At 56.3% G+C, this 22898-nt stretch carries 17 protein-coding genes; 7 read left to right on the top strand and 10 right to left on the bottom strand.

Features of this window, described 5'->3' with window-relative positions; genetic code table 11:
* Positions 1 to 14: 14 nt before the first annotated feature.
* The 5 genes from CA54_RS06230 to CA54_RS06210 all read right to left on the bottom strand — a co-directional run bounded on the left by CA54_RS06230 (position 15) and on the right by CA54_RS06210 (position 7592).
* Complete coding sequence (locus tag CA54_RS06230; RefSeq protein ID WP_146369957.1) at positions 15 to 4031, bottom strand: FtsK/SpoIIIE domain-containing protein; 4017 nt, start codon at positions 4029 to 4031, stop codon at positions 15 to 17.
* A 99-nt stretch (positions 4032 to 4130) separates the two neighbouring features.
* Positions 4131 to 4367, bottom strand: coding sequence for a hypothetical protein (locus tag CA54_RS06225; protein ID WP_146369956.1), 237 nt, complete (start codon positions 4365 to 4367; stop codon positions 4131 to 4133).
* Between the two features lie 15 nt (positions 4368 to 4382).
* Positions 4383 to 4949: a hypothetical protein gene (locus CA54_RS06220; protein WP_146369955.1), complete on the bottom strand. Its 567-nt coding sequence runs from the start codon at positions 4947 to 4949 to the stop codon at positions 4383 to 4385.
* A 55-nt stretch (positions 4950 to 5004) separates the two neighbouring features.
* Positions 5005 to 5277, bottom strand: a complete 273-nt coding sequence (locus CA54_RS06215) for a WXG100 family type VII secretion target (RefSeq protein WP_145374111.1) — start codon at positions 5275 to 5277, stop codon at positions 5005 to 5007.
* 554 nt (positions 5278 to 5831) lie between these two features.
* Positions 5832 to 7592: a Na/Pi cotransporter family protein gene (locus CA54_RS06210; protein ID WP_197532232.1), complete on the bottom strand. Its 1761-nt coding sequence runs from the start codon at positions 7590 to 7592 to the stop codon at positions 5832 to 5834.
* Positions 7593 to 7889: 297 nt separating this feature from the next.
* Between CA54_RS06210 and CA54_RS06205 the strand changes: the two genes are divergently transcribed.
* The 4 genes from CA54_RS06205 (at position 7890) to trpA (ending at position 14167) form a co-directional block, all read left to right on the top strand.
* A complete protein-coding gene (locus CA54_RS06205) occupies positions 7890 to 8303 on the top strand; it encodes a hypothetical protein (protein ID WP_146369954.1) in 414 nt (137 codons plus the stop codon).
* 216 nt (positions 8304 to 8519) lie between these two features.
* Positions 8520 to 9602: an Mrp/NBP35 family ATP-binding protein gene (locus CA54_RS06200; protein ID WP_146369953.1), complete on the top strand. Its 1083-nt coding sequence runs from the start codon at positions 8520 to 8522 to the stop codon at positions 9600 to 9602.
* 81 nt (positions 9603 to 9683) lie between these two features.
* Positions 9684 to 13295, top strand: coding sequence for a [protein-PII] uridylyltransferase family protein (locus CA54_RS06195; protein WP_146369952.1), 3612 nt, complete (start codon positions 9684 to 9686; stop codon positions 13293 to 13295).
* A gap of 77 nt (positions 13296 to 13372) precedes the next feature.
* Positions 13373 to 14167, top strand: coding sequence for a tryptophan synthase subunit alpha (trpA, locus tag CA54_RS06190; RefSeq protein WP_231962985.1), 795 nt, complete (start codon positions 13373 to 13375; stop codon positions 14165 to 14167).
* A gap of 43 nt (positions 14168 to 14210) precedes the next feature.
* Here trpA and CA54_RS06185 read toward each other — a convergent pair whose 3' ends face one another.
* Entirely contained in the window at positions 14211 to 14897 is a 687-nt protein-coding gene (locus tag CA54_RS06185; RefSeq protein ID WP_146369951.1) for a zinc metallopeptidase, read from the bottom strand.
* A 363-nt stretch (positions 14898 to 15260) separates the two neighbouring features.
* On the opposite strand from CA54_RS06185, the gene CA54_RS06180 reads away from it, so the two are divergent.
* Positions 15261 to 16193, top strand: a complete 933-nt coding sequence (locus CA54_RS06180; RefSeq protein WP_146369950.1) for a fumarylacetoacetate hydrolase family protein — start codon at positions 15261 to 15263, stop codon at positions 16191 to 16193.
* A gap of 70 nt (positions 16194 to 16263) precedes the next feature.
* Here CA54_RS06180 and CA54_RS06175 read toward each other — a convergent pair whose 3' ends face one another.
* The 3 genes from CA54_RS06175 to CA54_RS06165 form a co-directional block, all read right to left on the bottom strand.
* Entirely contained in the window at positions 16264 to 17004 is a 741-nt protein-coding gene (locus CA54_RS06175; protein ID WP_146369949.1) for a class I SAM-dependent methyltransferase, read from the bottom strand.
* Between the two features lie 234 nt (positions 17005 to 17238).
* Positions 17239 to 17877: a class I SAM-dependent methyltransferase gene (locus CA54_RS06170; RefSeq protein ID WP_146369948.1), complete on the bottom strand. Its 639-nt coding sequence runs from the start codon at positions 17875 to 17877 to the stop codon at positions 17239 to 17241.
* Entirely contained in the window at positions 17874 to 18656 is a 783-nt protein-coding gene (locus CA54_RS06165) for an SDR family NAD(P)-dependent oxidoreductase (protein WP_146369947.1), read from the bottom strand. The genes CA54_RS06170 and CA54_RS06165 overlap by 4 nt, the downstream gene beginning before the upstream one ends.
* A 296-nt stretch (positions 18657 to 18952) precedes the next feature.
* Between CA54_RS06165 and CA54_RS06160 the strand changes: the two genes are divergently transcribed.
* Both CA54_RS06160 and CA54_RS06155 read left to right on the top strand, forming a co-directional pair.
* Positions 18953 to 19852 (top strand): Gfo/Idh/MocA family oxidoreductase, encoded by a 900-nt coding sequence (locus tag CA54_RS06160; protein ID WP_197532231.1) that lies wholly within the window; start codon positions 18953 to 18955, stop codon positions 19850 to 19852.
* A 23-nt stretch (positions 19853 to 19875) separates the two neighbouring features.
* Positions 19876 to 20697, top strand: coding sequence for a hypothetical protein (locus CA54_RS06155; protein ID WP_146369946.1), 822 nt, complete (start codon positions 19876 to 19878; stop codon positions 20695 to 20697).
* Between the two features lie 9 nt (positions 20698 to 20706).
* Here the strand turns inward: CA54_RS06155 and ppk1 are convergent, their stop codons facing one another.
* On the bottom strand, positions 20707 to 22824 hold the full coding sequence (gene ppk1 / locus CA54_RS06150) for a polyphosphate kinase 1 (RefSeq protein WP_146369945.1): 2118 nt from the start codon (positions 22822 to 22824) through the stop codon (positions 20707 to 20709).
* Positions 22825 to 22898 lie beyond the last annotated feature (74 nt).

The following is a 22898-nucleotide window of genomic DNA, read 5'->3' as shown; positions in this document are numbered from 1 at the left end:
TGCGACGCAGCTAATCAATTCACCGAAAACATTTCCAAGCTATTCCAGTTGCCCCCCGATTTTTCTTCGCCTGTTTGGGGAACGGTAGTCGTAGGCAATGGTGCCGGCTCCAGCAGCACGCCGTACGGCCGGAACTTTTCGGTTTCGCCTGTCGAATCGTGGTAGAGCAATGCGCGATTGGGGCCCAAACGGCCGGCGGCGGGCGTGTCGATGATTTGACTGGAGTCGTTGGCGTTCATGCGGAAACAGACGCGGATTTCGATTTCCTTGAGCAGTTTGTTTCCCAACCAGCGATTGACGTTGTTGTAGGAATCGCACCACATCAAGACGTGTACGCCAACCGTTGGCCCGTCGGTGAGGATCTTGGCAAATTGCTTGCTAGCCGACAGCGGCTTGTCGTCGCTGCTGCCCCACGAGCCGAAATCGTCGTCGTCCTTGCGCAATTCGCGGAAGCCGGAGAGATTGACCGCGAAGAAATAAATCGGCGGCGCAGGTTCGTGCGGTGATTCGAGGCGGCGATCGACCACGGCCGCTAGTTCATCAATCATCCGCTCCACAGCATCCGGTCCACCGACGTCGACATTGTGCCGGGTGGGGCTAACCGCTTGATTCCACATGTCCAGCGATCCATGTTCGCTGGCGAGCGCATCGAGTACGTGGAATTGCACGGCAGGCTGTCCTGCTTCGTTCGGCGGCGGGTATTGATAACCCAAGCTGCTCAAGCAAGAGGTCAAGGTACCCAGCGCAGAATCGACGCTCTGTCCGGTGATCAGCAAATTGCTTCCCGCTTGTCGTGGAAACTCGACCGCTGAGGCAGCTTTGAGTTCCACCGGTTCGCCCAACCACACGCGGCCGCGTGTTGGTGGTGTTGATGGCGGAAAGGCGCTGATGAGTTCGTTGATCTCAGAATTATTCTGCGGATCCGAGGGGACGTTTCCTTCAAACACCACAGGCGGTTGGTGTGTCTGACCGCCGCGTAGGGTCGAGTTGTACATCCGCCGCAATTTTTCAGAGCGTTGCTCGTCGTTCAGCCAAGCGATCTGGAAGGGATGATTGCCGTCCAGCAGTCCATTTGCGTCGTTATAGATCGCTTCGCCCGGACGCGTGAGCAACCGCGCGGCCGTGTTGTCTTCACTGAGGATCAAATGCGCATCCGCTTCGCTACATTGCAGCGCGATCCGGACTGCGACTTGGCCCAAGGTGCTGCGTGCCAAGGAATACGCGCCGCCCAATGACTGTGAGCCGAGCAAAACGTGAATCCCAAACGCCCGCCCTTGCCGCACCAGCCGGTCCAGCAACAACGATGCGTTTTGCGACAGCTTGTCGTCTTCGGTGAAGAACTCTTGGAATTCGTCGACCAGCAGCATGATGCGAGGCATACGTTCGTTGGGCAAGGCATTGCGGAACATCTCGACATCCTGCACACCATGAGCACGGAACAATTCGCCGCGCTCGGTGAGTACCGCATCGAGACGTTGCAAAACGCTGACACCGAATTCGCGATCGCTCTCGATGGCAATCACGCGGGCGTGCGGCAGATGGCCGGTGGCGTATGCTTTGAATTCGACCCCCTTCTTGAAGTCGACCAAGTAGAATTCGACTTCATCCGGGCCGTAGTGCAGGGCTGTATTGGTGATCAACGCGTGGAGGAAGGTCGATTTTCCCGAACCGGTTTTTCCCGCGACCAATACGTGTTGCGATGTCCCACGTCCGAGCCGCAGATGTTGCAGGCTCGTTGCCCCCGCGCGTCCCAATGGGACGTCGATCCCGCTGCGGCTATCGTGTTGCCACATGTCGGCCTCAGCCGGAGCGATCCGGTCGAAGGGGACTTCGACACGACGAGCGTTTTTGGAGAGATCTCCTGCCCGGCGAACGATCTGGGTGAACTGGGCCGACTCCGGCGGAGCGTCGAGCTTTAAGGCGCTACCGGCCAGTTCTTCACCTACAAATTCAAAGTGATCGTCGTGCCAGACCAGATGGGTCGCGCTGCCGACAAAATCTTCGAGTTCGGTGCCGTGTGGCAGTGGCCGCGAGGGGTCGTAACTCATTAAGGTATTCACGCCGCACCGGGCACCGCTATTGACGATGCTGATGAGTCGCCGCGCGGCGACATCGCCGATATTGGCGGGAAAGTCGGCGACGACCAGAAAATGGTACGGCTCGGCGACTTCGCCGGCGAACTCGTTGTATTCCTCGATCGATTTGTATTCATTCCGCAGGTAGGTTTGGAAAACGTTTTCCATATGTTCGGTCAAATCGGCCAGCCGTTGTTCGATGTGTGTGCCTTCGGTCCAAATCCGGCTATTGATTAGCAACTCGTCGTAATCGGCCAGATGCATGAACGATGAAAACTGCTCGCCCAATCCCACAGGATCAATGATTGTGAACCGTACCTTGCCGGCCGGGAGTGAGGTCAATATACGCAGCATCACAGCTCGCAGTGTGTCGTTGGCTGTGCGGCGACCGGCGCCGTCGGCTTGTAAAAACAACGACGGACCGCTGGCAAAGGGAAGCAGAACGGGGAACTCCAAGGGAGATGCCGAGGCCACCCGTTCATCGTCCACCACCGCCGCGTCCGCACAGATGTCGACATCAAAGTTCCCAAACCGAATCCCCTCCGGAACTTGTTCCGGCAGTTGCCAGGAATCGCTTTGTAGGGCATCGTCAGACAATGCGCAGGCTGCGGCGCGTTGTGCGAGGTCTTGTTGTGTGGAAACGCAATTGGTCCAAAATTGATTCCAGCTTGCAACGATGTCGGCCGTCTCGGCTGTGTGCGTTTGTTCGGCCTGTTGCCGAGAAGTTTCGTACACCGACCGGATCGTCTCAGGATCCTGTTGTGTGCGACGGGCCAAGCTCGCCAGCGCTGCTTGCCGCCGGGAGTTGATCCGTTCCATCTGGGAATTGCGTTGCTGTTCCATTCCCTCAATTTGTGCGGCAAATTCAGTATCGAGTCGTTCCTGGTCCGCTTGCCGTTGCCGCGCGGCATGAGCCACGTTGGCTTCATGTTTTTCAGTTGCCTGCGCGACGGTGCGGTCGCGCTGTTCGATCCGGGAGTCATGCCATTGTTGAAACCGTCGCTGTTTCTTGCGCAGTTCCTGGTCCGACCACGATCGCCAATTGTGCAGAGACAATTCCGCTGTGGCAAAGGCATCTTCCATTTCCTGGATCGCTGATTCGCAGCGACTGGCGGCAATGGCATACAGAATCACCATCGCGACAACAGTCAGCCCCGCTGCGCTGCCCGCGGTCGTGGCGATCCATGCGATGCTGGATTGTTGAACCCCCGCGCCGAGTAATGTTGGCGGTAACAGCAGAAATGCCAATAGAAAGCACGCCGCGCTGGACACCACGAACAATACCGCTGGACGCCATCCGGTTAATAATTGTGACGGCACATCGCGCCGCAATTTCAATAACTGCCCCCGGCCCCGTTTGGTCGCCTTCTCACAGCATTCGTACGCCGCGTCCGGTTCGGTGGGAACGGGGTCGACTTCGGGAAGCAGACTTTCATGACGTTGCCGTCGCTGTTGCAAAATCGTCTTGGCTGTCTCAATGTCGTCAGCGAGAGCTTCGACGTTTTCGATCAAGTGCTCGCGGCTGTTTTGCAGCGTGTGCGTCAGTTCTTCCAGCTTGCGTTTGGGGCTGTCGCCGGAATCATCATCCAACACCGATGAGACCATCCAGGCCGTATCATCGTGCGTCTTTTTTGAAGCGGCGACGGCTCGGTCATATGTTCGATTGAATTCAGCTGTTTGCGCGCTGTAGTGATGGCGGGCTGCGCCAGATTCGGTGTTGTACTGCACTTCCACGTCCGCGGCCGCTACTGTCTGTTCATTTTCGATCACGCCCTGTGCGGCGGACAACTCCTCGTTGAGCGAGGTGAGGCCGTCGGCATAGAGTTCCTCAGCGGCTTGCAGCGCGCTGCTGTGTTGTTCTGCCGCGCTTCGCCAACGGCGATTTCGCGAATTGAGTTGGTCATGCAATTCAGCAACCAGCCGCCGCTCAACAGTTGTCGGATCCTCGTTCGACATAAAAGACTTCCTTTTTCCAGGCGAGCAACGCAAGCGTATTTGGTGACCGAAAAATCATGGCGGAGCGATGATCTCGCCCCGAGGGTGACACTCACAGTATCAATCATGAGCTTCGGCATTGCAGGCATTTTGAGCCTTCCGCACTACCGATCCGTAAAGCTGTGTCGACTCAATTGTTAACTTCACAGCATGCATCAGCGGCATTAACTCGGTTTCCTCAAAAGCGAGACTGTTCGCGTCGTTCCAATGTTCGCGCGTCTCAAGCCACGCCGCTTCCAATCGTTCGGCCGCTTTGGCTAACTGTGCTGATCCGCTACTGACGTCTCCTGCACGCATAGTTCTCTCTCCCCGTTATTCTTTTTTTGTCGGTCCGGGCGCTGTCGGTTTTGTTTCTTTGCCAGACTCCGTTGCAGAACTCTCCGTCGCATCTTGTCGCGGTAGTCGTTCGGCATATCGATCGAGTGATTCGACCATCCTTTGCAACTTGCCGATCGCCATTGGTAACTCGCGTTTGAGGATTCCTTCCAGGTGTCCGTTGCGTCCGCGAAAATCATCTGATTCGCGTTGCAGTTTGAGGGACCAATGCCGCACGACTTGGATTTGATCCTGCGCGAATTGCAGGCGTGCCTTAGCATTGGCCAGTCGTTTTCTTTCTTCGATACAAGCGGGGCCTTGGCCTTCATACGTGCGCATTTGGGCGATTTCCAACTGCGTGCGGGCTTGGGCGACGCCGTCGAAGTTTCGCTTCACCTGCTGTTTCCAATACCCCGGCCGGTCATGTTCGATCCATTCCATCGTCCGCAAGACCTCTTGCCGCAACGAATCGACCGCTGAGGTCGCCTCGTCCGCAAAACGAATCAGCGCTCCGCGAAAGGCATGCAGGGCTTCAATCGATGTGACGTGCGCAGGTGTTGTCATAACGGCAAATCGTAGTCTCGGTGTTTGAGGGAATTAGATCGCGGCAGCGCAACGGTTAACGTTGTTGCAAGTATTCCTCAATCCGTTCCGCTTTGCGCATCAGATAGGGGATGTGTTGTTCGTTGGCTTCGACAAAGCGGAGCAAAAACGTGAGGTGCTGTTTGAACTCTTCGGTGAATTTGATGTTTTCTTGGTCCCGCCAACTGGCGCCGAGAGCGTCGAGTTGCCCGGAAATTCCGGAGGCGCGGTCGACCAGTTCTACGTTGAATTTCTTCAGCGTCTGTGCGAATTGTCTCAGTTCACCCGGATCAACAACGGCCTGCGGCATAACGATACTCCACTGCGGACTCGACGCATTTTAACGGTTGTGGTGGAATGGAATCGTGCGGCGCGATGAAACCCATACTCGTTATACGAGAAACGGCAGCGACAATTCACAACAAATCGTCAGCCCATCGTACCGCCGCACCAGAGTATTCTACCGCGAACGGCCGACCGAAGTAGGTAGAATCGTCTTTCATTTGTTTGAGATAGCTAGGGCGGAAGGTTTTCTGCACAATCCCTGCTTCAGGGACTTGCCGCATCGAGCATGACTCTCGAAAAACCAGGCGGAAATGGGGGGCGTAGGGTGGGGCGGATGCGTTGACCGCAAGGCTGCGCTGCAGGCGGTTTCGTTACGGCTGCGCTGCCTGGAATGATGGCGAGCGAAAGACCCGCAAGGCCCGTTGATAATATCGGCGGTCGTAATCAGAGCCACCGTACTCGAAGCATTGATTGACAGTAAAACCGGTCGAGGACGATGCGCACGGTGTGACCGTGTGTGTGGATCGTCAGCGTAGTGACGTGTGCATCCTTGGTGCCGATCGAATGCCGGTGCGTGGGCTACTTTTCGCCGGAGAGGGCTTCGGCGACGTTCAACGCATGGTCGCGCACGCGAACGTACGAATTCAACGTCGATGTGAAGGCGACACTGACAAACGGTGCGACTTTTTCATGCGATAGCCATTCGACGTGTTGCTTCCGCAACTTTTTAGCAAGACGTTTGATTTCCGACGCTCGCCGTTGCGCCTCGGGCATCACATCTCCATGCCGAGCCTTGAACGATTCCACGATGAACTTGAGAAACGCCTCGGCTTCCTCGTGCAATCGATCCAGATCGGCACGATGTTTCTCATCAAAGCGGTGTCCTTGCTGCCGCAACTTGAGATCGAATTTCAGGATACTGCGAATGTAATCACTGATCGATTCCAATTCGTCCGCCATCCGCAGCTGCTGTCGGCCTTCCTCGATGATCTCGTGCGGAACATTCGCCGAGAGCAAGTTGGTCATGAAAACCACGACCTCGTCCTGAATCGAGTCGAGGACTTCCTCGCGGTGAAACAGTTTCTTTTTGAGTTGCTCGTCCGGCGTGTCCTGATGGATAAGTTCTTTCAACCAGGCCATCATTTTTTCGCAACCTTCGCCCATATGAATGATTTCGCCGCGCGATTGCTCGATCCCAATGACGGGAGTTTCCAGCATGCGGACGTCAAGGTTCGTCAGGTGCGGCGTTTCTTTAATACCCTTGTCGGGAACGAGCCATTTCATGGTTTTGGCAAACCGCCCGCCAAACGGAATAAAGACCAACGTATTGGCGATATTGAATACGGTATGCGTAGCGGCAATCGCCAACGCCACATTAGGAATGGTTTTCTCCGGCGGAACAAATTGACTGCCCGTTAAAAACGCACCCGTTCGAGGGAGGAAATCAAAAGTCAGCCAGGGGATAAAACGTACGTATTGAAAAAAGATGATCGAAATCCACAAGACGCCCACCATGTTGAAGATCACGTGGAAATAAGCGGCGCGACGGGCATTGGTTGTCGCACCGATCGAAGCCAGCAGCGCTGTGATCGTCGTGCCGATGTTTTCCCCCAAAACGAGCGCGGCTGCGGTTTCGTAATCGATCAACCCCTGCGTCGCCGCGGCAATCGTGATTCCCAAAGTGGCTGATGAGGACTGTACAAGTACGGTCAAAATGCAACCGACCAACAGGCATTGGACAACCCCCATGGCGCTGTCCGCCGTGAAGCGATGAATAGCCGCTTCAAAAGCGGGCAAATCCTTGATCAACGCACAGGAGTCTTTCATCAACTCCAGTCCGAAAAAGACCATGCCGACGCCCATGAATGTCATGGCGAGATATCGTAAACGGTCGTTTTTGCTGAACAGGTAAACAAATGCGGCAAACCCCAGCATCGGCAGTCCATATTTGCCGATTTTCAATACGAGAATCCAGCCCGTGATTGTCGTGCCGATGTTGGCCCCCATGATCACGCCGATGGCTTGGCTCAGTGTCATCAAACTGCCGTTGACGAAACCGACGACCATCACGGTCGTTACCGAACTGGATTGGACGAAACAAGTGACGACAACGCCCACAATCGTGGCCAAATAGCGATTGTCGGTCACGGCGCTGATCATGCGCCGCAAGCCGCTCCCGGCGACTGCCTGCATGCCTTCGGACATGTTTTTCATGCCCAATAAAAACAATCCCAAACCACCCACGGCCCCAAAAATCAGCTGAGTCAAGGTCGCGAGATCAATGGATGTCAGCTCGGTTCCGGCAGTTCCGCCGGCAGCAAAAAGAACGTCAAAAGGCATGTCTCACGTAATCCGTCGTTACGGGTGATTCCCGGAATCAAATCGGGGAGTGAATTTGGTGGTAGGTTAGTTGTGTAATGCGGCCAGACTATGAAGAATCCGTTAAGATTGTATGAATATCACAAGCTGCATCGCCACCATGGACGTCCCACTCCAGGGAATTATTTCACGAGTCAGTCCCATTGTGGTCCCTGGAGCCTCATTGTTGTCTCTACCGCTGGTCCTCCCTACAATAAACCGCGAGATTATCGTGGAATTACGAGAAATCGCCGTGTTTTCCGGACAAATGTGAGTCGCATGTTCGCCCCGCATCTACTGATTTATGAAAAGACTCCTCGTTGGGGGCCGGAACTCAAGCGGCATTTTCTCGGCAGCGGGGTGGTTTCTCGCGCCGCACGCTCCATTGCTGAGATCGGCCGATTGTTGACAACGGACCGGGAATGTCTGCTGGTGATGGATTTACAGGCTGGAGCGGGCGATTGTCTACGGTTTGTGGCTCAGGCACAAGAAACCAAATTGTGCGTACGTACATTGCTCATCGGTTCAGCACAAACCCGCGAATTGGAATGGGTGGCCCGAGAACTGGGAGCCGATCATTTTGTCGAGGAGAAGATTGGCGGCAGCGGATTGGCCCACCTGTGCCAAATTTATCTTGAGCAGTGCCGCACGGCCGCTTCCTCCAGCGACGGCCGATCGGTATCGGCAATATGACTTCTAAATTTCGTGGCTGGTCTGAAGGCGCAGCCGACGCTGTCCTACGTCAGCGCCGCAGGGTTCAACATTTTTCAAGATCCAACACGGCGGGCGGCCAAAGCCCGGTAAGCCGGCGGCAAAGCCCGACCGACAGACGCCAATTATTACCGCAACATATTTCGTAAAGGAACACTTTCGCTGGACGGTCGGCAGCCGCCGGCGAAAAACAAAGTTATGGCAGATACACCGATTTCAGAAGCAGCTATCATCGATTGCGCCGGTCGTGTGACCGATCCCGAACTGGGGCGTTCGTTCGCGGATGCCCACATGCTCACCGGCGCAACGGTCGAACCCTCCGGTGACATTCAAGTCCAGGTTGAGTTACCGACTCCCGCCTATCCAGGACGGGAACGCATCACCGACGCGATTGCCGCCGCTATCAAGGAAAAATTCCCCACAGCGGGACCTGTCACTGTCGATTACTCCTGGAAGGTCAGCGGCAAAGATTCCGGGGGCTCGATTGGATTGCGCTGCAAAAACGTGATTGCCGTCGGCAGCGGCAAAGGGGGCGTGGGGAAGAGCACCGTTGCGGCATCGCTGGCGTACGGCTTGCACACACTCGGGGCCCGCGTGGGTTTGATGGATGCCGATGTTTATGGTCCCAGTATTCCGCACATGCTGGGGGCTAGCGGCCAACCGGCGATGGTTGAAAAACAAGGTGAAGACGGAGAAACCGTGCGCCGCATCGAGCCGGTTGTCGTCGACGGGCTCAAAACGATGTCGATGGGTTATCTCGTGCCGCCCGAAGAAGCTGTGATCTGGCGGGGACCGATGTTACATGGTGCGATTACGCAGTTTCTAAAAGACACTGATTGGGGAGAACTGGATTACCTGTTCATCGACCTGCCGCCGGGAACCGGAGACGTCACGTTGACGTTGTCCCAGTTGTTGGGTTTAGCCGGTGCGGTCGTCGTCTGCACCCCACAGCAAGTCGCGTTGCTCGATGCGATCAAAGCGCTGAAGATGTTTGAGAAGGTTAAGATTCCCGTTCTGGGCATTGTCGAAAATATGTCGGGCGATATCTTCGGCCGTGGAGGAGCGCAACAGGCTTCGCAAAAACACAACGTTCCGTTTCTGGGGGAATTGCCCATCGATTCCCGCATCCGCATCGACGCCGATGCGGGCCACCTGCAAAAACTCTTCGACGACGACAGCACGGCCAAGCCGCATCTCTTGAAAATCTGTGAACGGGTGGCAATTGAAATCGCCAAGAACGCGCAAGTCAGCTCGCAGATGCCGTCGTTGGAAATTCTTTGAAGGGATGTGGCGAACGAGTTGATACCTGTCTGTGCAGGGGTTACCGAAATCCAGCCGAACACGCACCCATAACAGGCCGCAATGTACCAAAGCTTCAGCAAACTTTTTGAACGTGGTGAACTGGATGATTCCGGCGCGCGAGAATTTTTGGCGACTGTCGGTTTCACCGACCCGGCGGCGGCGTACGAACGTCTGACGCAAATCGCCGAAGCGGGGCCGCACCGTTCGGAGTTTTGCCGCTGCCTGCCGACCTTGCTGATTACGATGGCCGATATCGCCGATCCCGACGGCGTGTTGATTAAGTTTGATCATTTTTTGCAGAATGTGCCGGACAAACTGGAAATGTTCCGTTTCATGGGGGACTCGCCCCGTGCGGTGGAGATGCTCGTCGGACTTTATATGAGCAGCGAGTTTCTCTCCGAGATTCTTCGCAAAAATCCCGCTTACCTCGCGCCGTTGGCCCAGCACCAGCATCTGGCGGAATTGAAAAGTCGTCAGGAATTTTTCGCTGCGGCTCAAGAATCAATGGCCGGCATGGCCAACGACGCCGCCCAACTCGACGCCCTGCGCCGCTATCAGCGATGGGAATTGCTGCGAATCGGAGCCTGTGATCTGTTCGGTTTGGCCGACCTAAAATCCGTCACGGTTCAATTGTCGTTGTTGGCCGATGCACTGGTGCAATCCTGTCTGATCATCGCCGCACGGCAGGCAAAAGTTGCGACGGATAATTTTGCCGTAATCGCCATGGGGAAACTGGGCGGTGAGGAGCTGAACTACAGTAGCGACATCGATTTGATTTTTCTGACCAACGGCGATGCGGGGAGTTACCGGCGGTTGGGGCAAAACCTGATTCGGGGAATCAATCAATCCACCCAAGAAGGGTTTTTGTATCGCGTGGATATGCGGCTGCGCCCGTGGGGCCGGTCGGGCGAATTGGTGACGAAGGTTTCCGGGTATTTGGATTACCTCAATACCAATGCCATGCTGTGGGAGAAACAAGCGTTACTCAAAGGGCGGATCATCGCCGGCGAAATGGAACTGGGCAATGCGTTTCTGGCCGAAGCCCGCCAGGACATCTATGTGACGACCCCCGACGAGGTCCGCACCGGTGTGCATCGCATGAAGCAGCAAATCGAAGCCGATTTGAAGCAAAAGGGGCGCAAGTTCGGCGAAGTGAAACTAGGAGCCGGGTCGATACGCGATGTCGAATTTGTCGCCCAATACTTGCAATTGGCCTACGGCGGCAAACACGAACAGATCCGCACCTTCAACACACTCGACGCGCTAGTCCGCTTGGCGGATTTTGGACTATTGAACGCACAGGAATACCGCATCCTCACAGATGGCTATGTCTTCCTCAGAAAAGTCGAACACTCCCTGCAGCTAATGCATTACAAGCAAGCGCATACGTTGCCTAAAAGTGAAGAGGAACTCAATTACCTTGCGCGGCGATTGGACTTTCAGGACTCGGCTCATTTCCTCACGCACTATCGCAAACACTCCGAGGAAATCCGCAACATCTATCAACATCATTTCGAGTCAGACCGGGACCCGCTGGAAAACCTGGTCGTCGAAGTTCCCAAATCCGCGGCTTCTCCGACGCGGCCGCAAGATGCCGCTGAGAAGGACCTGTTTGCGCCGGAAGAAACTGCGCAGCACGAACGGATGGCGGCGCGTTTGTCAAACGACCATCTCGTCGAAGTCGCCGCCACCGCTGATGCGGACGGACGCTGGCAGGTGACCATCGTTTGCATGGATCATACGGGGCAGTTGTCGTTGATCTGCGGTTTGTTATTTGTGCATGGATTTCACATCGACGCGGGCAACGTCGTCAGCCGCTCTTATACGGACAGTTCAGCCGGGCAGGGCAACCTGCAGAGAATGGTGGCCGTATTGACCGTACGGCCCGACACGGGGGTGATTAGTGAGGAGCTGTGGACTCGTTACGCTGAGGAATTGTTGGAGCTGACCGCCAAAGTGCACTCCGGCGACCCGTTCGAAGCGCAAGGCGGATTGGCGCGGCGGGTTGGATTGGCATTGGGACAACTGTCGGGCGTTTCCACGACGTTGTATCCGATGAATATCAAAATCGACAACGATGCGTCCGCCGATTTTACGGTGCTGTACATCGACGCGGCCGATACGATCGGCTTTTTATACGAACTGACCAATTCGCTCGCGTTGAACAACATCTATCTGGCTCGTGTGGTGGTCCAATCTTCCGAGGATCGTGTGTATGACACGCTGTATATCACCGACGATCAAGGTCACAAAATCACCGACCCCGCGCAACAACGAGAACTCCGCGCAGCGACGGTACTCACAAAATGGTTTACACAGTTATTGCCAAACGCTCCCAACCCGGAATCGGCGCTACTCCATTTCCGGGAATTCGTCGAACAGATGTTCAGCCGCGATGATTGGCTTGATGAAATCGCGACGCTCTCCAATTCCAAAGTCCTAGAAGCACTGGCCCGCTTGTTGGGCGTGAGCGATTTTCTGTGGGCCGACTTTTTGCGAATGCAGCACGAGAACCTCTTTCCCGTAGTAAGCGATGTCGACGGTTTGGAGTCGGCCAAGACCAAAAATCAAATGCGGGAGGAATTGCTGGAGCTGCTCGAATCGGCAAAGGATCGTGAGGAAAAAGTTGAGCGGTTGAACAAATTCAAAGATCGCGAAATGTTCCGCGCGGATATGCGGCATATTTTAGGGCATGTCACGGAATTCGGTCAGTTTGCCTCGGAGTTAACCGACATTGCCGAAGTTGTCGTCGATGCGGCCTATCAACTAGTTATGACGCGTTTGCTACATCGTTTCGGTGAACCCAAGTTAAAGGACGGTTCTCCCTGCCCGATGGCCGTCTGTGCGCTGGGGAAGTGCGGCGGTCGTGAAATGGGTTACGCTTCGGACGTCGAGTTGATGTTCGTCTACGCAGGGGCGGGGCGGACGACCGGTCCTGAGCAAATTACGAATACCGAGTTTTATCGCAAGCTGGTGGAGCGGATTCCCCGCACCATTTCAGCCCGTCGCAAGGGGATTTTTGAAATCGATCTGCGGTTGCGGCCCTATGGCAAAGCGGGGGCGTTGGCCGTCTCTTGGGAGGCGTTTGATCAGTATTTCATGCCGGGCAGCCCGGCGTGGCCCTATGAGCGGCAGGCGCTGGTCAAATTGCGACCGATTGGTGGCGATGAGGAATTTGGCAAGCAGGTTGTCAGCCTGCGGGATCGTTGTATTTACGCAGGGGAACCGTTTGACGTGACCGCCATGCGGGGCATGCGCGAACGCCAATTGCGTGAATTGGTCAAACCAGGAACGTTTAACGCCAAGCTTTCTCCCGGGGGGTTGGTCGATGTGGAATACCTGGTTCAGGGTATGCAGGTCACCAACGGCCACACCGATCCGGAGTTGCGGGCCACGAATACTCGGGCGGCTTTGAAAGCATTGCGCAATGCCGGTATCCTGACGGAACTGACACGCAAGGAATTGCGTAAGGCGTATGTCTTTTTCCGGCGGCTGATTGACGCATTGCGGATGGTCCGCGGCGATGCCCGCGATCTCACCGTTCCTCCAACCGACAGCGAGGAATTTGAGACCTTGGCCCGCCGCCTCGATTATGAGGATGTCGCCGATCTGCATGACGATTTGATGCGACACTCACAAAAGGTGCAAGAATTGTCGCATTTGATTGATTGAGACACGCACAAGACACAGGCAACCACGAGACGATCGGCGCAGCCAGACCTTTTGGCCCGCCACACAAGGATAAGACATTGACCACACCGATTAGCAAGACCTTTGCCCAACTCAAAGCCGACGGACAGATGGCATTCATGCCCTTTATTACCGCCGGCGATCCCGATATCGAAACCACCGCCGCCTTGATTCGCGAATTAGCGACGCAGGATGTCGATTTGATTGAAATCGGATTTCCCTACAGCGATCCCATCGCCGACGGCCCGGTAATTCAGGCCTCCTACACGCGGGCGCTCGATCGAAAACTCCACGTCGACGATATTTTTGCCTGCGTGAAATCTGTGACCGAGTCTGCTACGGGAAAACTCCCCGATTTGGTCGCGATGGTCGCCTATGCCATTGTGCTGCGCGTTGGTCCGGAGACCTTCGTCGCCAAAGCTAAAGCGGCTGGGTTTGTGGGATTCATCATTCCCGACTTGCCCGCCGATGAGGCGGATGAGATGACACAGATTGTTCGCGGAGCCGGGTTGGATTTGATTCAATTGATCGCGCCGACAACCACCCGCGAACGGACGGCCAAAATTCTGGAACTCGCCTCGGGTTTTCTGTACTGCATCAGCATTGCCGGCACAACAGGTGTCCGCGACGACCTACCGCCGGAGTTGTACGAACAACTCGAATGGCTCAAAACGCAAACCGATGTCCCGCTGGCAGTCGGCTTCGGCGTCAGCCGCCCGGAACAGGTCGAACCGCTCCGCAAACTGGCGGACGGCGTAATCGTCGGCTCGGCCATCGTCCGCGCCGCCGAGAAGAGCCCCGAAGCGATGGGCGAATTAGCCGCCGCAATGACCGCCGCCGCACATGGCGGCTAGTAGCCCGCCCGACTCTGAAATGGCCTTGGTTTTTCGCAGCAAGTCAGTCCCGGCTGCGACCGCCCAGCAGAATCATGACGTAGTACAGGACCGTCATCAGTGTTTGCAGTGTGGCGGCGACGTACGTCCAACCGGCGGCGTTGAGTACGTCTTTGACGGCAATCGCGCCGTCACGGTCGACGATATTCAAGTCCGCCAGCACCGCCTTGGCGCGGTTACTGGCGTCGAATTCGACGGGAAGATTCACGAGCTGGAACAACAAAACGCCGCCGTAGCAAATCACACCCAACCACATCAGCCCCGGCATACTGAATATCAATCCCGCGAAGAACAAAACCATGAACGCTGTCGGTCCGTACATGGCGGCTGGGACGGCAAAATTGCGGATCACTAGCGGCGCGTACCGCTGCGCATCCTGCATGGCATGCCCGGCTTCGTGGGCGGCGATCCCCACCGCCGCCATCGAACGGCTTTGATACACCTCATGGCTGAGCCGCAGGACCTTTGCCTGTGGATCGTAGTGATCGGACAATTGCCCGCCGACTTCTTCAATCGCGACACTTTGGCAACCTGCTTGATCGAGAATATGCCGCGCCGCAGCTGCGCCGCTCAAGGGAGCGGGAATTTGCATCGCGCGGTGATACGCACTTTTTACACGTGCCTGTGCCCAGAGCATCAAAAGGAATGCTGGGGCCACAAACAGCAAATACCTGAAATCAAAACCAATCATCGTTCACTACTCCTCGCGCCGGTCGGTGGGCACGTGATTTTCATCTACCGTTTTCTTCGCAAATGAGCCTGCCGCCGAATATCAACATACTACAGCAGGAATCCGCTCACCAGAATTCTATTCCGGGAAAAATATCTGACAAGAGCCGTTCGCTGCCAACCGGCAGCGCAATCGGTACCTCCCACTCTCTGGGGGTCTCCCCAAAAATACGTCCTGAGGGCTATTCGTATTTGGTGAGAATATATTTTTCCCGCCCGCTTCAATTGAGAATCCGTCGCCAGATTGCCACACTGGGACCTACAAATCGAGAAACAGATACTAAACAGCCGGAACCTTTGCCGAAAATTGTGACGAGGAGCCCCCATGCGACTTTGCCGGTACGAACTGAATGGACAAACAGCAGTCGGTTTTTATACGGAAACTTCCGTCATTCCTCTCGTGGCCGCCGCTCAAGCAGCGCGTGTCGCACTGCCGGAGAGTAACAGCCTGCTCCCATATTTGACCTGCGGCGAATCGCGGGAAGCCGTTGCCGCTTTGCAGTCTCGTATTGAAAACCTCGACGACGCGGGCCGAGCGGAACTCTCCGTGCCGACCGATTCGGTGAAATTGCTGGTCCCCATTCCGAATCCGACGAAACTGTTGCTGCTCGCCGGAAACTACACAGCCCACATCGAAGAAGGGGGCGGCCGAGCGGAGGAACGGGCCGATACGTTTCCCTATGTCTTCATGAAGCCGCCACTGACGACGCTCACGCATCCCGGCGATCCGATTCGCGTGCCGGCCGTCTCACCCGATCATGTCGATTGGGAATTGGAACTGGGCGTAATCATCGGCCGCCAATGTAAAGGGGTCAGCGAAGCGGAGGCGCTGGACTATGTCGCCGGCTATACCGTCGTCAACGACATTTCCGATCGCCAATTCCAACCGAACCCCGGCCGCAAGCAGCGTGAGAAAGATGGCTTCTTCGATTGGTTGCACGGCAAATGGCATGACACGTTTTGCCCGATGGGTCCGTGCGTACTCGCCGCCGACGAACAACCCGACCCGCATACCATGAAACTGACCCTCCGCGTCAACGGCGACGTGAAGCAGGATTCCTCGACATCCGAAATGGTCTTCCCGGTCGCCGCGATTGTGGAGTTCATTTCCAGTTACGTGACTTTAGAACCAGGCGACATCATCTCCACCGGCACCCCCGCCGGCGTCGGCAAAACCACCGGCACCTTCCTGCACGCGGGCGACACGGTCGACGCCGAGATCGGCGGCATTGGAGTGCTACACAACCCGGTGGAATAGCTGCGTATCAGCCGTGCGACAAGGGAGGGCGAGGCTCCTGCCGAGCCGCGCAGCAAAAACACGCCGCAGCTCACCCCTTCACGCACTCAATAAATATCACCGGCTGCACGGTTAGAAACGTGTCCCAATAACCCGCCTCGTAGGCTGTTGTTCCTTCCGCGGAGACTCGCAGGGGCCGCCAATTGATTTCGCTAAAACCGGCACCGCGCAATGCCTCTTCGTGCGCTGATTGCGAGAGGTAATAATTTTCGATGTCGAACGTTTCGTTTTCTAGATAAAACTTCCACGTGATCGGCGCGCCGGGACGCAATTCGTCGCCGAACAATGCCTCGAAACCGTACTTTCGATAAGACGGGATTGTGGTCCAATCGATTAGTGGGCTGGAATTAACTGTTACAAACCGTCCGCCCGGCTTGAGGCATGCCGAGACAGTTTGGCACATTGCTTCAAGTTGCTCAGTCGTCGACGCGTAATTCAGCAGCCAAGCGGCCACTGCCAGATCAAATTCGCCCGCATGCACCATTTCGCGAACATCGCTCAACAGGTATTCGATCCCGGCTTGTTGCTCGACTTCCTGCTTGCTGGCCAAGTCGATCATGCCTTGCGACGAATCGACTCCCAAGACCCGCTGCGCGCCGCCATGTTTCAACAACCGCGAATAAAACCCCTCCCCACAAGCCAAATCAACAACCGCCTTGCCCGACAAATCACCCGCCAAGTCGAGCAAACCGTACGACTCGATATACATCCGCCAAGGTTGCTGCTTGGAGAGTTGGTATTGTTCCGCGATCGGATCATAGTCGGTTGTCATGCGCTGGGTGCCTTGAAGAGAATGGTGAGGCGTTCGGCGGAAAAAATAACACAAGCCGTCCGCCGCTGGTAGACCATCCTGCGCCGCGAGTTCAAGCACCCTTCGCGTTTTCTCCTCAAGCAAGACTCAGTCCAGTAGGTCCGGCTGTGCCGGACGAAACCGCGGTCAATTGAAGTCCAATTCGCAACGGCCGGTACAACCGGCCCTACCTTGCTTGGGACGGGTACGCCCGAATCACCCACCGCGCCGCGTCATCAAACACGACCAGCCCAACGGGCCGCGTAGGTCGGGGGCGTCTTCGAAGTAAAATGCTCGCAGTTGATCGATTTTGAATAGCTCCTCCAGGTCGCTGCACAGGTCGGCGGCGCGGAGGCGGGGCATGTTGTCGGTGCTGAGTTCGTCGCTGTTGCCGGTCAGCGTTAAGTACCGCGTGCCGGGGTGGGTGACGCGCTTCAGGAGGACCAACAGGCCCTGCAAATAGACCTTGCGGATGCAGTGGAACGCGCCGCGATCGAAAATGAAATCGAACGGCTCGGCGGGGGATTCGAAACCGCCGATGTGCGTGACCACAAAATTCACCTCGACACCAGCCTCCGTTGCTCGCGCACGGGCTGTTTCGATAGCGGTTGGCGAGATGTCGATCGCTGTCACTTGAAAGCCTTGGCCGGCTAAATAAATCGCGCTGCTGCCGGTGCCGCAACCGATTTCCAACACGCGGCAGGGGGCGATGTTTTGTTCGTCCAGCACGCGGCGCAATTCGGCCGAGGGGAGCCCGCTGTCCCAGGGCGTGTCGTCGTTGCGATACCGCTGGTCCCAATCTTTTTGCTTGTCTTGCTGATCTGGATGTTGCTCTGTGTGTTCTTCTGTACTCATGACATCACGATCCCGCCGTCTACGTTATAGGATTGTCCGGTAACCATTTTGGCATCGTCGCTGGCCAAGTAAACCGCCAACGGCGAAATGTCTTCGGGGACCAGCCGTCCGCCGATCGGTGTCAGCCCCGCTTCGTATTCGTCGTGGTCGACACCTTTGCGCTGCGCATCGTACTCAACACGGGCGTTGTTCATCACTGTCTTCACCGGGCCGGGGCAAATGCAATTCGAGGTGATGCCTGCGCGGGCATATTCGACGGCGACCGTACGGGCCAGGCCCATCACGCCATGTTTGCTGGCGTTGTAGGCGGCAGCGTGAAAACTGGGGATACGGCTATTGATCGACGCGACGGTGATTATGCGTCCCCAGCCGGCGGCTATCATATCGGGCAACACGGCTTTACAGAGTAGAAACGGCGCGGTGAGGTTCAATTGTAGGGTGCTATCCCAAAAGTCATCGTCGAACTCAGCGACCGGGGCGGGCTTGGCGCTGCTGCCGATGCCCGCATTGTTCACCAGGATTTCAACAGCCCCCATTTTAGCCTTCACCTCCGCGACCAATTCCGCAGCGGCGGAGCGGTCGAATAGATCTGCGGAAAAAGCTGCCGCAGTTCCCCCGGCAGCGGTGATTTCTTTGACGAGGCTGTCGAGCTGGTCTTGGGAACGGGCGGCGGCGGCGACGTGGGCGCCTTGTGCGGCGAAATCGAGTGCGATGGCACGTCCGATTCCCCGTCCTGCTCCGGTGATGAGTGCGATGCGTCCGTCGAGTTTGCCGGTCATGCGTTGTTCCTCTTTGCGCTTAATAGTGTGCGTGAAGTTCAATGCGCGGCAGCTTAATGGATGCGGCTGGGAGGGGACAAGCGTGCGGAGGGGGTATCTTGAAATCGGGGAGGTCGCTTCGTTTCTCCGACCGGCAAAATCTGCCGGTTCTTTTGGCGGGGACTCGCCTTGTTGGGAATCGGGCGCGTCGCTATTCTCCCGCCACTTCTACATACTCTCTCAACTCTACTCTCCTCTCAAAAGAGGCCACGGTTCGTGGGGACTGATTGGCAGTCCCTGCGAAAATGCTGTGGTCGATGCGCATGATCCGATTGGGAATCGTCGATTTCGATTCGTCCCACGCGGTTGAGTTCACGAAACGATTCAACCACGTGGGCGTAGACAGCGACCAATGCGTCGATGGTGCGCGCGTGGTGAGCGGCTGTCCCGGCACGTCGACGATGTCCCCGGAACGAATCGCGCCGCACTCCCAACAACTACAGGATTTCGGCGTGACGATCGTCGACGAGCCGACCGACATGATCGGCGAAATCGATGGCGTACTCGTGCTCTCTTTGTGCGGCGACGTCCATTTAGAGCGGGTCCGTCCGTTCTTAACAGCGGGCGTTCCGGCCTATGTCGACAAACCCTTTACCTGTTCGTTGTCAGCAGCACGGGAAATCGTGCGTCTGGCCGACGAAAGCAGCGTCTCGATCTTCAGCGCCTCAGCAATGCGATTCGCGGAGGAGGTGTTGGAATTCCAGCGCCGCACCGCGGACTATGGTCCGATATTGGGGGCGGTGAGCTACGGCCCCGCCTACCGGATGACGGGCAATCCGGGGCTGTTTCATTACGGCATTCATCCTACGGAATTGTTGTTTGCCGTCATGGGGCCGGGTTGCGGCGAAGTCACGAAATTGCTTACGGCAACGGCCGAAGTGGTCACGGGGCGTTGGCGTGATGATCGCGTGGGAACCTTGCGAGGACTGCTGCAAGGGGAGACGCGATACGGCGCGATGGCCTTTTGCGAACACGCGGTGGTGCCGATCCATGTTTCCGCACGCTATGCGTATCGAAATTTGTGCCGCGAAATCGTCCGCACTTTTGAAACCGGGACTGCGGGACTGACCACGGATGTGATGTTGGAAACGGTGGCCTTCATCGAAGCCACATTAAGCAGCGAGACCGCCGACGGCCGTGCGGTTTCATTGAATTAGACGACCAATCGAAGGACAAGCTGATGGCGTTAAAAATTGCATGCCTCGTTTGCATCAACCTATTGTTGATCTTTGGTGGTTCGTCGGTTCGCGCGCAAGACTTCACGGTGATTACCGAGACCGAACACGTCAATTCTGGCAAGATTGTCGGCCGCAGTCGGACGATCTTTCATGCGGGCGAGGCTTACGACCAAGTCCCGGGGTTGGGAGAAATTACGATCTATCAACCCGGGCGGCAACAATTCACAATCTTTAGCGAGGCGCGAAATTTGGCGACGACGATTTCGTTTGCTGATATCGTTGCCAACCAACGCGAATTCGATCGTCAAATCCTCAGTCATGTCGAACAGTTGGAACGCCGCGGGTCGCGCGAAACGCTGCAAAAGGCAGCGGAGTTGAAATTTCAATGGCAGCCCGAGTTTGATGAGCGCTTTGATGCGAAGAAAAACGAGCTGTCGATGACGAGCAAGTATTACTCCTACGTAGTTGAAACCAAACCGAATCTGCAGCCGCAGATTGTCAAGTCCTATTTGCGGTATGCCGATTGGACAAAACAGTTCAATGCACTGTTGGATCCGGCGTCGATTTTCCCCGCTCCACGATTGCTGGTGAATCAAGCGCTGCGCAAACGCGGCGCCATACCTTTGAGTGTTTCACTAAAGCACCCCAGCAAGAACGGCAAGAACGGCCTGCATTTAAAATCGCGGCACCAGATTCGGTGGAAGCTCACCGATTCGGACAGAGCAGCCATCGTCTCCTGGCAACGGTTCTTGGCTAAAGACGAGTTGAAGTGGATCACATTCCAGGAGTTCCAAGCGGCGGTCCGTCCCGCTGGGGATAAATAATCAGACCGTTTAGACGTTGTCGTCAATAGCGTCGTTGGCGGCCATTTCTTCCAGGAACCGGACTTGCGACCGCACGGGTGGTGTCCCTTTGCCGGGCTTGATGCGGCGGTACGATCCGTCGGGCTGCATCTCACGCGCCTTGACGTTGTCAGCTTGCAGCGTGGGGACGATCGACTCCATGATATGTTTTTTTAGCGTCGGTTCGAGAATGGGGAACATGGCTTCCACGCGGCGGCGGAAGTTACGCGGCATCCAATCGGCACTGGAGAGGTACACATCGGCATTTGAATCCGCGCCGAAGATGTAAATCCGGCTGTGCTCCAAGAAGCGGTCAATAATACTCCGCACGCGAATATTATCCGACAGCCCGGGGACTCCGGGGACCAAACAACAACTGCCGCGGCAAATTAGATCGATCTCGACACCAGCTTGAGACGCCTCGTACAGCGCTTCGATCACGTCGCCATCGACCAGCGAATTGAGCTTGCCGAATATCCGCGCCGGCTGCCCCTCGGACGCCCGTTTTGTTTCCCGATGAATGTGTTCTAACGTCTTGGCTTGCAGGTCATGTGGGGCGATGACTAACCGCTTCCACTGGTGCCCCAGTGAGTAGCCGGTGAGCATGTTGAACAAGGCGCTGACATCTTCGCCGTATTTTTGCCGGCAAGTAAATAGGCCTAAATCGGTATAAATCTTCGCCGTCGTGGCGTTGTAGTTGCCGGTCCCCAAATGCACATACCGCCGCAGTCGGTTCCCTTCGCGACGAACGACGAGTGTTGTTTTGCAGTGCGTTTTTAGATCCAAAAAACCAAACACGACGTGCACGCCGGCCCGCTCCATTTGCCGCGCCCAACTCACGTTCGCCCGCTCGTCGAAACGCGCCATGAGTTCCACAACCGCCGTGACGTTTTTACCAGCCTCAGCTGCACTCATCAGTGCGCGCACGATCGGACTTTCACTGCCCGAACGGTACAATGTCTGTTTGATGGCCAACACGTTGGGATCTTCGGCTGCTTGGTCGAGGAAATCAACAACGCAGCCGAAGGATTGGTAGGGATGGTGCACGAGAATATCCCGTTTCCGAATGGCAGCGAAGACATCGGCCTCTTCCGGGAATTCCGCCGGTCGTCGCGGCGTGAACGCGGCGTCGCGCAAGTGGTCGTATCCCGGCAAGCTCTGCCAAGACATGAGCGCCGTCAAATCCAACGGGCCGTCCACATGATAAATTTCTTCCGGTCCCAGCTGCATTTGCTCTGCGACCGTGGCCACCAGTTTTTCGTCAACTCCCGCAGTGACTTCCAACCGTACGGGGTCCCGATGTTTCAAGGCTCGCAGGCCTTCTTCAATGGCCTGCGACAAATCGTGCATCACTTCGTCGCCGTCGATGTCGAGATCCGCGTCGCGCGTCACACGAATGGTGGTCCAAGAGTTAATGTTCGACCCGCCGAACAGTCGGTCCAGGCGGGATGCGACCAATTGCTCCAACAGGATGAAATCGCTTCCCTTTCCCGGCAGTTCGACCATCCTCGGTAACACGGTCGGGATTTGCACCACCGCCAGTAGCCGTTTTGGCCCCCCGCGCGGGCGCAGCATCGGTTGGACCATCGCAGCCAAATACAGCCCGCGATTCTGCAAGTGCGGCGTCGGATGGCTGGGATCAATGGCCATCGGCGTGAGCACGGGGAACACCGTTTGTTCGAAATAGTCTTCGACGTATTGTTGCTGCGTTTTGGAAAGTTGTTCCGGTTCCAACAGGCGAATGCCATGTTGGGCGATCGCCGGCAACACTGCTTGTTGCAGGCAGGCGTATTGTCGACCGACCAGTTCGTGATTCCGCTCGTGGATGCGATTGAACAAATACCGCGGCGACGAACCGTCGGGTGTCTCATCGACCGGTTGCTCGGCGCCGTTTAATTGCGAGCGAATACCCGAGACCCGGACCATCATGAATTCATCCAGGTTACTGCTGACAATACTCAGGAATTTGACCCGTTCCAACAACGGATTGGTTTCATCCTCAGCCTCTTCCAGCACGCGCCCATTGAATTCCAGCCAGCTAACATCGCGATTGACGTAGCGGGGAGGGGATTCGGCGGAGGATTGTGCTTGTTCGTCAGCAATAGCCATGGGAAAACCGACTCATTCGTAGGGGAATCCAGGGAGTCAACATCCTTTGAAGGACGTACCGCACTCCGTTTTAG

It is taken from the genome of Symmachiella macrocystis, from assembly GCF_007860075.1.
Lineage (GTDB): Bacteria > Planctomycetota > Planctomycetia > Planctomycetales > Planctomycetaceae > Symmachiella > Symmachiella macrocystis.
This window is presented reverse-complemented; position numbering and strand designations above follow the sequence as displayed.

Coding starts and splice junctions, on each gene's coding strand:
- CA54_RS06230 (WP_146369957.1), bottom strand. CDS start 4,031: ATGTCGAACGAGGATCCGACAACTGTTGAGCGGCGGCTGGTTGCTGAA.
- CA54_RS06225 (WP_146369956.1), bottom strand. CDS start 4,367: ATGCGTGCAGGAGACGTCAGTAGCGGATCAGCACAGTTAGCCAAAGCG.
- CA54_RS06220 (WP_146369955.1), bottom strand. CDS start 4,949: ATGACAACACCTGCGCACGTCACATCGATTGAAGCCCTGCATGCCTTT.
- CA54_RS06215 (WP_145374111.1), bottom strand. CDS start 5,277: ATGCCGCAGGCCGTTGTTGATCCGGGTGAACTGAGACAATTCGCACAG.
- CA54_RS06210 (WP_197532232.1), bottom strand. CDS start 7,592: ATGCCTTTTGACGTTCTTTTTGCTGCCGGCGGAACTGCCGGAACCGAG.
- CA54_RS06205 (WP_146369954.1), top strand. CDS start 7,890: ATGTTCGCCCCGCATCTACTGATTTATGAAAAGACTCCTCGTTGGGGG.
- CA54_RS06200 (WP_146369953.1), top strand. CDS start 8,520: ATGGCAGATACACCGATTTCAGAAGCAGCTATCATCGATTGCGCCGGT.
- CA54_RS06195 (WP_146369952.1), top strand. CDS start 9,684: ATGTACCAAAGCTTCAGCAAACTTTTTGAACGTGGTGAACTGGATGAT.
- CA54_RS06185 (WP_146369951.1), bottom strand. CDS start 14,897: ATGATTGGTTTTGATTTCAGGTATTTGCTGTTTGTGGCCCCAGCATTC.
- CA54_RS06180 (WP_146369950.1), top strand. CDS start 15,261: ATGCGACTTTGCCGGTACGAACTGAATGGACAAACAGCAGTCGGTTTT.
- CA54_RS06175 (WP_146369949.1), bottom strand. CDS start 17,004: ATGACAACCGACTATGATCCGATCGCGGAACAATACCAACTCTCCAAG.
- CA54_RS06170 (WP_146369948.1), bottom strand. CDS start 17,877: ATGAGTACAGAAGAACACACAGAGCAACATCCAGATCAGCAAGACAAG.
- CA54_RS06165 (WP_146369947.1), bottom strand. CDS start 18,656: ATGACCGGCAAACTCGACGGACGCATCGCACTCATCACCGGAGCAGGA.
- CA54_RS06160 (WP_197532231.1), top strand. CDS start 18,953: ATGCGCATGATCCGATTGGGAATCGTCGATTTCGATTCGTCCCACGCG.
- CA54_RS06155 (WP_146369946.1), top strand. CDS start 19,876: ATGGCGTTAAAAATTGCATGCCTCGTTTGCATCAACCTATTGTTGATC.
- ppk1 (WP_146369945.1), bottom strand. CDS start 22,824: ATGGCTATTGCTGACGAACAAGCACAATCCTCCGCCGAATCCCCTCCC.